Origin of the sequence: Peteryoungia aggregata LMG 23059, assembly GCF_030814435.1 — a bacterium.
In the GTDB taxonomy this organism is placed as follows: Bacteria; Pseudomonadota; Alphaproteobacteria; order Rhizobiales; family Rhizobiaceae; genus Allorhizobium; species Allorhizobium aggregatum.
Genome location: NZ_JAUSUW010000004.1, coordinates 1 through 12,096, shown reverse-complemented (window position 1 = coordinate 12,096; position 12,096 = coordinate 1). Strand labels below are relative to the sequence as shown.

The following is a 12,096-nucleotide window of genomic DNA, read 5'->3' as shown; positions in this document are numbered from 1 at the left end:
CCCCGCAACCTGAGGCTTATCCGCCCAGGCCGGTATTTTTGTGCCGGGGTCTCCGGCGTCATTCAAGGGCATATGGTTCAAGTCTATGGCTCGCATCGTCATGAAATTCGGCGGGACATCCGTCGCCAATCTGGATCGCATCTATAACGTCGCGCGCCATGTGAAACGCGAAGTCGATGCGGGTCACGAAGTGGCCGTTGTTGTCTCGGCCATGTCCGGCAAGACGAATGAGCTGGTCGACTGGGTGCAAAACATGCCCAAGGTGGCCGGTGCCGCTTCGCCCTTCTACGATGCGCGCGAATATGATGCCGTCGTCGCCTCGGGCGAACAGGTCACTGCCGGCCTGCTGGCGATCGCGCTGCAGTCGATGGACATCAATGCCCGCTCCTGGCAGGGCTGGCAGATCCCGATCAAGACCGACAACGCCCATGGTGCTGCCCGCATCCAGGAGATCGACGGCACCGAAATAATTCGCCGCATGGGCGAGGGCCAGGTGGCTGTCGTTGCCGGCTTCCAGGGCATCGGCCCTGACAACCGCATCGCGACGCTTGGCCGTGGCGGCTCGGATACCTCAGCCGTGGCGATTGCCGCCGGCGTGAAGGCCGATCGCTGCGACATCTACACCGACGTCGACGGCGTCTATACGACCGACCCGCGCATCGAGCCGAAGGCACGCCGCCTGAAGAAGATTGCCTTCGAGGAAATGCTTGAGATGGCCTCGCTCGGCGCCAAGGTGCTGCAGGTCCGGTCCGTCGAACTCGCCATGGTGCACAAGGTCCGCACCTTCGTGCGCTCCAGCTTTGAAGATCCCGATGCGCCGGGCATGGGCGATCTGATGAACCCGCCCGGTACGTTGATTTGCGATGAGGAAGAGATCGTGGAACAGGAAGTCGTCACCGGTATTGCCTATGCCAAGGATGAAGCCCAGATTTCGCTGCGCCGCCTGGCCGACCGGCCGGGTGTGTCGGCTGCGATCTTCGGACCGCTCGCCGAATCCCACATCAATGTCGACATGATCGTCCAGAACATCTCGGAAGATGGTTCGAAGACCGACATGACCTTCACGGTGCCTTCAGGCGACGTAGACAAGGCGCTGGCCGTTCTCGGCTCCAACAAGGAGAAGATCGGCTTCGACGTCGTCCAGAGCGAAAAGGGTCTGGTCAAGGTTTCGGTCATCGGCATCGGCATGCGCAGCCATGCAGGCGTTGCTGCGACCGCCTTCCGTGCGCTGGCCGAGAAGGGCATCAACATCAAGGCGATCACGACTTCGGAGATCAAGATCTCCATCCTGATCGACGGTCCCTATGCCGAGCTTGCGGTTCGGACTTTGCATTCCTGCTACGGTCTGGATAAGAATTGATTCCTGAGAGCGGACACGCGTGACCCGACCCCTGAAAAGGTAAGGGTAACAATCCGCTGACCAATGGGAAGTGGAGCAAAAACGCGATGAGAGACCTTTCTGCGGGTCCCCGCGTCCTCCTCAAGCGGCTGCGCGAACTGATGGCGGAGCCGCTCGAGCCGCAGGAGCGACTTGATCGGATCGTTCGCCAGATTGCGAACAACATGGTCGCAGAGGTGTGCTCCGCCTATGTCCTCCGCTCCGACGGCGTTCTGGAACTCTATGCCACCGAAGGTCTGAACAAGGACGCGGTTCACCTGGCCCAGCTGAAGATGGGCCAGGGTCTCGTCGGTACGATCGCGGCCTCTGCCCAGTCGCTCAATCTCTCGGATGCCCAGGCGCATCCGGCCTTCCGCTACCTGCCGGAAACCGGCGAAGAGATCTACCACTCGTTCCTCGGTGTGCCGATCCTGCGTGCCGGGCGAAGCCTCGGCGTTCTCGTCGTGCAGAACAAGGCGCAGCGGAACTATCGCGAAGACGAGCTTGAAGCGCTCGAAACGACCGCGATGGTGCTCGCCGAGATGATCGCCACCGGCGAGCTCAAGAAGATCACCCGGCCAGGGCTGGAGCTCGATCTCACGCGCCCGGTCTCGATAGATGGCGACAGCTATTCCGAAGGCATCGGCCTCGGCTATGTCGTGCTGCACGAGCCGCGCATCGTCGTCACCAATCTGCTCAACGAAGACAGCGAGACGGAAATTCGCCGGCTGGCCGACGCGCTGGGTTCGCTGCGGATCTCGATCGACGACATGCTGTCGCGGCGTGAAATCTCCATGGAAGGCGAGCACCGCGATGTGCTCGAAACCTACCGCATGTTTGCCCATGACCAGGGCTGGGTGCGGCGTATGGAAGAAGCGATCCATAACGGCCTCACCGCCGAAGCGGCGGTCGAGAAGGTGCAGAGCGACACCAAGGCGCGCATGATGCGCCTGACCGATCCCTATCTGCGCGAGCGCATGCACGACTTCGACGATCTGGCGAACCGCTTGCTGCGCCAGCTCACCGGCTTTTCGCCCCGCAGCGCCGCCGAAGGCTTTCCGAATGATGCGATCGTCTTTGCGCGGGCGATGGGAGCTGCCGAGCTGCTGGATTATCCGCGTGCCAACCTGCGGGGTCTCGTGCTCGAAGAGGGTGCGGTCACCAGCCATGTCGTGATCGTTGCGCGGGCCATGGGCATTGCGGTCGTCGGCCAGGCGGCGGGTGCGGTGGCGCTGGCGGAAAACGGTGATCCGGCCATCATCGACGGTGACGACGGCAAGGTGCATGTGCGCCCCGTCGCCGACCTGCAGAAGGCCTATGAAGAGAAGGTCAAGCTGAGGGCCAAGCGGCAGGAGCAGTTCCGCGCGCTGCGCGATGTCGAGCCGGTGACCAAGGACGGGCATCGGATCAAGCTTCAGATGAATGCCGGCCTCTTGGTCGACCTGCCGCAGCTTGCCGATTCCGGCGCCGACGGTATCGGTCTGTTCCGGACCGAATTGCAGTTCATGATCTCCTCGACCATGCCCAAGGGCGAGGAACAGGAGAGTTTTTACCGCAATGTGCTGAAGCAGGCGGGCGGGCGTCCGGTTACCTTCCGCACGCTTGATATCGGCGGTGACAAGGTCGTCCCCTATTTCCGCTCCCAGGAAGAAGAGAACCCGGCGCTTGGCTGGCGGGCAATCCGCCTGTCGCTTGACCGTCCTGGCTTGTTGCGCACCCAGCTCCGCGCGCTGCTCAAGGCTGCCTCAGGCGCCGAGCTCAAGATGATGCTGCCGATGGTGACCGAGGTCTCGGAGATCCGGCAGGTGCGCGAGCTGATGCAGAAGGAGATCCAGCATATCTCCAAGTTCGGCCATCAATTGCCGAAGAAGCTGCAGTTCGGCGCCATGCTCGAAGTGCCGGCGCTGCTCTGGCAGCTCGACGAGCTGATGGATGAGGTGGATTTCGTCTCGGTCGGGTCGAATGACCTGTTCCAGTTCGCGATGGCGGTGGACCGTGGCAATGCGCGGGTGTCGGATCGTTTCGACGTGCTCGGGCGGCCGTTCCTCCGGATCCTCCGGGACATCGTGCGTGCCGGAGAGCGGAACAAGACGCCGGTGACGTTGTGCGGGGAGATGGCGTCGAAGCCGCTTTCGGCGATGGCACTGCTCGGGATCGGCTTCCGGTCGATCTCGATGTCGCCAACCGCTATCGGTCCGGTCAAGGCGATGCTGCTCGGGCTTGATATCGGTCGGTTGTCCGAGGTTCTGACGGCTGCGCTTGACGACGACACCCCGGGCGTGTCAGTGCGCGACCTGCTCGTCCGCCATGCGGAAGAGCACAATATCCCCGTCTGACTTTGACGACTGATTCTGGCGACTGACCTGGAGTAAAGGGTGGCGAAGCTTCCTGTCGAGAAAATGCGCGAACTCGAACGTCGCTTCGGCGAGATCGAGGCGCGAATGTCGGCGGGACCGGCAGCCGATGTCTATGTGAAGCTCGCCTCCGAGTATTCCGAGCTCGAGCCGGTCGTGAAGAAGATCCGCGAATATCAGGCTGCGATCGACGAGGCCGACGGCTTGCGCGCCATGCTTTCCGACAAGGCGACGGACCGGGATATGCGCGATCTCGCCGAGATGGAATTGCCCGAGATCGAAAGCCGGATCGAGGCGCTTGAAGGCGAGATGCAGATCCTGCTCCTGCCGAAGGATGCCGCCGACGAGAAGAGCGCGATCCTGGAAATCCGCGCTGGAACCGGCGGCTCCGAGGCGGCGCTCTTTGCTGGTGATCTCTTTCGCATGTATGAGCGCTTCGCTTCTACCAAGGGCTGGAAGGTGGAAGTGCTCTCCGCCAGCGAGGGCGAAGCCGGCGGCTACAAGGAAATCATCGCGACGATAAGCGGGCGGGGCGTGTTCTCCAAGCTGAAGTTCGAATCCGGCGTTCACCGCGTTCAGCGCGTGCCGGAAACGGAGGCGAGCGGGCGCATTCATACGTCTGCGGCAACCGTGGCCGTTCTCCCGGAAGCCGAAGACATCGACATCGAAATCAAGCCCGAGGACATCCGGATCGATACGATGCGCGCTTCGGGTGCCGGTGGCCAGCACGTCAACACCACGGACTCGGCCGTGCGCATCACGCACCTGCCGACCGGGCTGATCGTGACGTCTTCTGAGAAGTCGCAGCACCAGAACCGCGCCAAGGCAATGCAGGTTCTGCGTTCCAGGCTCTACGACATCGAACGGCAGAAGCTGGACAGCGAACGGTCGGCGAACCGCAAGAGCCAGGTCGGCTCGGGCGACCGATCGGAACGCATCCGCACTTATAATTTCCCGCAGGGGCGGGTGACTGATCACCGGATCAACCTGACGCTCTACAAGCTCGACCGGATGATCGAAGGCGATCTCGACGAAATGTTGGATGCGCTGATTTCCGACTATCAGGCCGGGCAGCTCGCACAACTCGGCGAAAACCAGTGAGTGGCGTGGCGCCATCCGCAAGGTTGCTGATTGCGGAGGCACGGCGGCGCTTCGAAGCGGCCGGGCTTGCCGACCCGGCAACCGATGCACGGGTGCTGATCTGCGGTCTGTTGGAACTGAGCCCGACGGCGCTTCTGCTGGATGGCGACAAGACCGTGGCTGCAGACCTCGCGGCACGTGTCGAGGAGGCGATCGTCCGGCGGCTCGCGCGGGAGCCGGTCTATCGCATTCTCGGACGTCGGGACTTTTATGGTCTCGATCTCGCGCTTTCCGAGGGCACGCTGGAGCCGAGACCGGATACCGAAATCCTCGTTGACGTGATGCTGCCACATCTCCGGACTATGATCTCTGCAGGTTTGATGCCGAAGATCGTCGATCTCGGGACGGGCACCGGAGCGATCGCTCTTGCCCTGCTTCAGGAATGCCCGCAGGCTAAGGCCATGGGCATCGACATTTCCGAGGATGCATTGAAGACCGCAGAGGCGAATGCCGAGCGCAACGGGCTTGCGTCACGTTTCACGACGCGGGCAGGTCCATGGTTCGAGAGCACATCGGAACGTTTCGACATCATCATTTCCAATCCACCCTACATTCGTAGTGATGTCGTGGTGGGGCTGGAGCCCGAGGTGACGAAATTCGATCCGATGGCCGCGCTCGACGGTGGGCCGGATGGGCTGGAGGCCTATCGTGCCATCGCGGCAGAGGCGCTGGAGCATCTCGAAGATCATGGGCTGGTCGGCCTGGAAATCGGTTTCGACCAGCGCGATGACGTGACGCAAATCTTTGAAGCGGCTGGGTTTTCTCTTGTTGAGCAGCGTCGCGACTATGGTGGTAACGACCGTGTCCTGGTGTTTGCGCCAAGGCTTAATTAGGCCATTTGCTGCGCCTGCTAAGGATAATTACGGGAAACATAGAAAAAGGCTTGGTTTTCCGGATGAAGCGTAATAGTTTGCGGGCACGCAACGGGCGGCGGGGAAAGAACGAAGATTCGTTCGCGACTGGGCCGGCTTCGAAAATGGTTCGCTTTGGAACTCTGCGAAGCACGACAGGACCGATGCGTAACTCAGTAAACTCGACTTTCACCAGCGGCGAGCAAGGCGAGAGCGCGGTCTGTCGGCGGCGCGTGGCGGCTTGGTCCGGTTCAACCAGAGCCAACGACATTGCCCTTTATCAGCACAACAAAGACATTCAGGTGAAGCATCTATGAGGCCAGGACAGCAAAACAAGCGTGGTCGGGGGCGTAACAACAATGGCGGCGGCGGTGGCGGCGGCGGTGGAAACAACAATTTCAACCGCAAGGGCCAGAACCCGCTTACCCGGACCTATGACAGCTCCGGCCCCGATGTGAAGATCCGCGGCACCGCTCAGCATATCGCCGAGAAGTATTCCACGCTCGCCCGCGACGCCCAGAGCGCCGGCGACCGCGTCATGGCGGAAAACTACCTGCAGCACGCCGAGCACTATAACCGCATCATTGCGGCTGCTCAGTCGCAGATGCAGGAGCGCTTCCAGCGTGACGATCGCGACGGCGGTGATGACCGCCAGGATTACAACGAACGGGACGGCGCAGACTTCGACGGTTCGGACGACAATTCCAGCCAGGGCAATGATCGTGGCAACCAGCAGGCGCCGCAACAACAGCAGCCGCAGCAGCAGAATCGCTCGCAGCAGCATGAGCGTCGTCAGCGCGAGCCACAGCCGCAGCCGCAGCCCCAGCTGCAGCCCCAGCCGGAAATTGCCGGAACGGGTCCGCAGCCTGTGATCGAGGATATGCCGGCGGAAGCCGCAGCCGCTGCTGCCGAAAGCGCAGCCGAGGCCGGGGCTGAGCGTCAGCCGCGTCGCCGTAATGCCGGTAACCGTCCGCGCCGTCAGCCGCGCCGCGCCGCTGGCGATGAGGGTGGCGAAGCGGGTGCTGATGGCGGAAGCAGCGAAGGCGGCGAAGCGCCCGCACTCGCCGACGCTGCCTCCGAATGAGCTTTTCCAGCTCGATTTGACGATTGCAAAACTCCGGGCCCAGGCCCGGAGTTTTTCGTTTATCTACCTCTTTAAAGGGCAAAATCCCGCTCCCATATCTCGGTTCAGGGAGCGGTTTTCTGCTTCGGGGTCCGCCGGTTCCGGGGATCTCATCCACACCATCCGACCTGTGCCGAATGCGGGCAGGGCGGAGACAAGGGAGAGTGACGATGAATATCGAGAAATATTCCGAACGCGTGCGCGGTTTTCTGCAATCGGCGCAGACATATGCCCTGTCGGAGGGGCACCAGCAGTTTACACCCGAACATGTGCTGAAGGTTCTGCTCGACGACGAGCAGGGCATGGCGTCATCGTTGATCAGCCGTGCGGGTGGTGATGCCAAGGCTGTGCGCATTGCCAATGATGCAGCGCTTGCGAAGCTGCCGAAAGTGTCCGGCGGCAATGGCCAGGTCTATCTGGCGCAGCCGCTCGCCAAGGTGTTTTCGACCGCCGAAGACGCGGCCAAGAAGGCCGGCGACAGTTTCGTCACCGTCGAACGTCTGCTGCTTGCGCTTGCGATCGAATCCTCCGCGTCCACATCCGCCTCCCTCAAGAAGGGCGGCGTGACGGCCAATGCGCTCAATCAGGTGATCAACGAGGTTCGCAAGGGCCGGACAGCTGACGGCGCCAATGCCGAAGCCGGTTTCGACGCCTTGAAGAAATATGCACGCGACCTGACGGCCGAAGCCCGCGAGGGACGGCTTGATCCGGTCATCGGTCGTGACGACGAGATCCGCCGCACGATCCAGGTCCTGTCGCGCCGGACCAAGAACAACCCTGTGCTGATCGGTGAACCCGGCGTCGGCAAGACGGCGATCGCCGAGGGTCTTGCGCTGCGCATCATCAATGGCGATGTGCCGGAAAGCCTGAAGGACAAGAAGCTGATGGCGCTCGACATGGGCGCGCTGATTGCCGGTGCCAAGTATCGCGGCGAATTTGAAGAGCGGCTGAAGGCCGTGCTCAACGAGGTTCAGGCCGAAAACGGCGAGATCATCCTGTTCATCGACGAGATGCACACGCTTGTCGGCGCGGGCAAGGCCGATGGGGCGATGGATGCCTCGAACCTCTTGAAGCCGGCGCTCGCCCGCGGCGAACTGCATTGCGTCGGCGCGACCACGCTCGACGAATACCGCAAACATGTCGAGAAGGATCCGGCGCTCGCCCGGCGCTTCCAGCCCGTCATGGTCGAGGAGCCCACAGTCGAGGACACGATCTCGATCCTGCGCGGCCTCAAGGAAAAGTACGAGCAGCACCACAAGGTGCGGATCTCGGACTCGGCGCTGGTTGCGGCTGCGACCTTGTCCAACCGCTACATCACCGACCGTTTCCTGCCCGACAAGGCAATCGACCTGATGGATGAGGCCGCGTCGCGGCTGCGCATGCAGGTGGATTCCAAGCCGGAGGAGCTCGACGAACTCGATCGCCGCATCATCCAGCTGAAGATCGAGCGCGAGGCCTTGAAGAAGGAAACCGATGCGGCCTCTGCCGACCGGCTGAACCGTCTGGAAACCGAACTCACCTCGCTTGAGGAAGAGGCGGATGCGCTGACGGCGCGCTGGCAGGCGGAAAAACAGAAGCTCGGCCTTGCCGCCGATCTCAAGCGCCAGCTGGACGAAGCCCGCAACGAGCTTGCGATTGCGCAGCGCCAGGGCGAATTCCAGCGTGCCGGCGAACTCGCCTATGGCGTGATCCCGAAGCTCGAAAAGGAACTGGTGGCTGCGGAAGCGCAGGATGGTTCGGGGGCGGCGAACATGGTGCAGGAGGTTGTCACACCTGACGGCATTGCCCATGTGGTGTCCCGCTGGACCGGTATTCCCGTCGACAAGATGCTGGAAGGCGAGCGTGACAAGTTGCTGCGCATGGAAGACGAACTCGCGAAGTCGGTGGTTGGCCAGGGTGATGCGGTCCAGGCCGTGTCCCGGGCCGTCCGTCGTGCCCGTGCGGGCCTGCAGGATCCGAACCGGCCGATCGGCTCGTTCATCTTCCTCGGACCCACCGGCGTCGGCAAGACCGAGCTCACCAAGTCGCTGGCGCGTTTCCTGTTCGACGACGAGACGGCGATGGTTCGGCTGGACATGTCGGAATACATGGAGAAGCATTCGGTTGCACGGCTGATCGGGGCTCCTCCCGGCTATGTCGGCTATGAAGAAGGTGGCGCGCTCACGGAAGCCATCCGTCGCAAGCCCTATCAGGTCGTGCTGTTCGACGAGATCGAGAAGGCACATCCTGACGTCTTCAACGTTCTCCTGCAGGTGCTGGACGACGGGCGGCTGACGGACGGCCAGGGCCGCACGGTGGATTTCAAGAACACGATCATCATCATGACCTCGAACCTTGGGGCCGATTACCTGACCAGCCTCGGCGAGGACCAGGATGTCGATCAGGTCCGTGACCAGGTGATGGATGTGGTGAAAGCCTCGTTCCGGCCGGAGTTCCTGAACCGCGTCGACGAGATCATCCTGTTCCACCGGCTGCGGCGGAGCGAGATGGGTGCGATCGTCGACATCCAGATGAAGCGGCTGCTTTCGCTGCTTGCCGAGCGCAAGATCGTCATCGATCTAGCGCCGGATGCCCGGGCCTGGCTCGCTGACAAGGGGTACGACCCTGTCTATGGTGCGCGGCCGCTGAAGCGGGTGATCCAGAAGCACCTGCAGGATCCGCTCGCCGAGCAGATCCTCTCGGGTCAGGTGCTGGACGGATCCGAGGTGACGATCGAGGCCGGCAGCGACCGGCTGCTGATCTCGCCCAAGACGGCGGTCAGTGCGGCCGCCTGATACGGGTATCACCTCCAAATGCCAACGGCGGTCCTTGCGGGCCGCCGTTTTTCTGTCGCGGATCTGGTTGGGTCCGCCTCAGCGGCTTGCGACCTGGGCGGGCCGCCCACCGCTCTCGAGCAGGGTATCGATGCGCTGGCGTTCCTGCTGGAAGGCGACCAGTGCCGGCCCTTCGAGTGCCTTGCCGCCGGGCAGGCGCACCTTCATGGCGTCGACTTTGGTGCCGTTGACGATCAGCTCGTAATGCAGGTGCGAGCCGGTCGACGAACCGGTCGACCCGACAAAGCCGATGACCTGGCCCTGGGTGACCTTGGCGCCCGGGACGATCCCCTTGGCGATGCCGCTTTGGTGGTTGTAGGAGGTCACATAGCCATTGGCATGGCGGATCAGTGTCTGATTGCCGTAACCGGAGGCCCAGCCGGCCTTTTCGACGACGCCATTGCCGGCCGCGATGATCGGCGTGCCGCGGGGTGCAGCCCAGTCGACGCCGGTATGCATGCGCGAATAGCCGAGGATCGGATGGCGGCGCATGCCGAAACCGGAGGTGAAGCGGCCATTCGGCACGGGATTGCGCAGCAGGAACTGACGGATCGACTTGCCGTTCTCGTCGAAGTAGTCGATCGAGCCGTCCTGCGCATCCTGGAAACGATAGAACTGGGTGATCGTGTCACCGAAGCGGGCCCTGACATAGAGAAGCTCGGAATCCTCCGTCGCACGCCCCTCGTCGTCGGTGACGGAGAACACCGCCTCCAGCATGTCGGACGGCTTCAGCTGCGCCTGGAAATCGACATTGGAGGCGAGAAGCCGGATGACCTGCGCCGTCAGGTCCTGGCTCATGCCATAGGAGAGGGCGGCACGGTAGATCCCGTCATAGACGCGTGGCAGATCGCGGCCGGAGACCATGGCCGGTTGTGTGCTGTCAAAGGCGCCGGTAATCGCGTCGAGTTGCGGTGGTTCTGCACCCTCGACCAGGCGACCGGCATCATTTACCGCAAGGGTCACCACGTGGTCGGTGCGGTGATACAGGGAGAAGCGGACGAGACGGACCTCTTCACCCCGCTGCAGAAGTCCGACCCGGATGATGTCGCCCTCGACGAGACCCGGCGCCTGCATGAAGGGCGCGAGCGCCTTGCCGACATCTTCCGCCTTGGAGGCGGGATAGCCGGCCGCTGTCATCAGCGCGGCCACCGACTGCGGACGGCGCGCCGGCAGGATGTCATCGGCATATTCCGGTGTCATCGGCGTGATGAGCTGCGGTTCCGCGACACTCATGTTTTCTTCGACAATGCGCGCCGTCATGCCGACCGCAAGGTCGAGCCCGGTGTCTTCCGTGTCGAAGCGGCGCGGATCGATATAGTAGAGCGCTGCCACCTGACTGTCGCCGTCGGTCAGAACCGACCCATTGGACCGAACATTCTCCTCGACCTCGTCGAAGGTCATTTCGCCGGCGAGCGGCTTGTCCGGCGCGGTGGGAAAGGGGCTCGACTTGAGGATGACCTCGGATTCAACATCCGAACCATAGAGGCTGCCGGTCCGGCTTGCGACCGGCGGGGTGGTGGTGTCCGTTGCGAAAATCGCCAGAGGATCGAACTTCGGATAGCGCTCCTGGTTGGCATAGTCGGCCGCCAGCACCATCTTGACATGGGCGAATGGGAGCTTGCGGACCACCTCGCGCTCGCCATCCTTGAAGACGGTGGGCACGTCGAGGATCGCCTTGTCGACGGGCCGGGCGGCGATCTTGGGCGCGAAGATGCGGGCGCCGCGAACCGTGTCGTCCGCCGATGTATCCGTGGTGTCCGGCGGCGTCACGGCAAAGGCCTCAGCCGGAATGGCCAACTGCTGCCGGCCGTCGAGCGCTGCGAAGAGAGCAACGCCCATCAGGATGCAGGAGGTAATGCCAGTGAGAAAGGTGCCGGAGAGCCAGCGCAGGGAGATCTCTCGCCGATCGGGCGCACGAAGCCCATCCGCCAGGATCGGAGGCTCACTGCCGAGCGTTCGGATCAAATCGCGGTCTGTGGTCATGCCGTCTTCATGTTCCCGGCTACGGGGCGCAGCACTGGTCTGTTGCTCAACTGGATCACGCCCCCATGTCTCATGTTTTCGCCCGGCGCGTCAAATCAGCGAGGCCATGGCGGGTTCTACACAGCAGCCAAATATGGATTTTGCGCGGCACGCGCGCGTGCCCGCGAGAGGCGAGGCCGTCTGGCAGGTTGTTGCATGGCCAGCCTAGGCTCTGATACGGCCTTTATATAGGCCGGAGGGCCTATCCGCGAGGCGTAAGGCAGGGACAGCGGTAGTCCCGTTGAGAGGCGATCCAAATCACCGCCGAATAAATCATTATTTTTCAACATCTTGTCGATTTTTTTCAGTTTTGTGAAGAGTGGCTGTTGACGGTTTGCGGGAGTGGCCGTATAAGCCGCTTCACCGAACGAGAGGCGGCGCCGCATGGCCCGCCGGACTGGTTCAGACAAGATCT

Annotated in this window: 8 protein-coding genes; 6 read left to right on the top strand and 2 right to left on the bottom strand. The window is 62.5% G+C overall.

Annotation, left to right across the window (positions count from 1 at the left end):
* Nucleotides 1-85 precede the first annotated feature (85 nt).
* The 6 genes from J2045_RS07495 (at nucleotide 86) to clpB (ending at nucleotide 9,620) form a co-directional block, all read left to right on the top strand.
* A complete protein-coding gene (locus tag J2045_RS07495) occupies nucleotides 86-1,360 on the top strand; it encodes an aspartate kinase (RefSeq protein ID WP_148167934.1) in 1,275 nt (424 codons plus the stop codon).
* Between the two features lie 86 nt (nucleotides 1,361-1,446).
* Complete coding sequence (gene ptsP / locus J2045_RS07490; protein WP_307371201.1) at nucleotides 1,447-3,714, top strand: phosphoenolpyruvate--protein phosphotransferase; 2,268 nt, start codon at nucleotides 1,447-1,449, stop codon at nucleotides 3,712-3,714.
* A gap of 39 nt (nucleotides 3,715-3,753) precedes the next feature.
* Nucleotides 3,754-4,833, top strand: coding sequence for a peptide chain release factor 1 (gene prfA, locus J2045_RS07485; RefSeq protein WP_307371199.1), 1,080 nt, complete (start codon nucleotides 3,754-3,756; stop codon nucleotides 4,831-4,833).
* A gap of 5 nt (nucleotides 4,834-4,838) precedes the next feature.
* Nucleotides 4,839-5,705 (top strand): peptide chain release factor N(5)-glutamine methyltransferase, encoded by an 867-nt coding sequence (gene prmC / locus J2045_RS07480; protein WP_307371196.1) that lies wholly within the window; start codon nucleotides 4,839-4,841, stop codon nucleotides 5,703-5,705.
* Between the two features lie 331 nt (nucleotides 5,706-6,036).
* On the top strand, nucleotides 6,037-6,807 hold the full coding sequence (locus tag J2045_RS07475) for a DUF4167 domain-containing protein (protein ID WP_307371193.1): 771 nt from the start codon (nucleotides 6,037-6,039) through the stop codon (nucleotides 6,805-6,807).
* Nucleotides 6,808-7,016: 209 nt separating this feature from the next.
* The gene (clpB, locus tag J2045_RS07470; protein ID WP_307371191.1) at nucleotides 7,017-9,620 is read left to right on the top strand and encodes an ATP-dependent chaperone ClpB; all 2,604 of its coding nucleotides are present in this window, start codon (nucleotides 7,017-7,019) and stop codon (nucleotides 9,618-9,620) included.
* 78 nt (nucleotides 9,621-9,698) lie between these two features.
* Here the strand turns inward: clpB and J2045_RS07465 are convergent, their stop codons facing one another.
* Both J2045_RS07465 and J2045_RS07460 read right to left on the bottom strand, forming a co-directional pair.
* On the bottom strand, nucleotides 9,699-11,642 hold the full coding sequence (locus J2045_RS07465) for a M23 family metallopeptidase (RefSeq protein ID WP_307371189.1): 1,944 nt from the start codon (nucleotides 11,640-11,642) through the stop codon (nucleotides 9,699-9,701).
* A gap of 116 nt (nucleotides 11,643-11,758) precedes the next feature.
* On the bottom strand, nucleotides 11,759-12,096 hold a 338-nt coding region (locus J2045_RS07460; RefSeq protein WP_307371186.1), incomplete at its 5' end, for a hypothetical protein.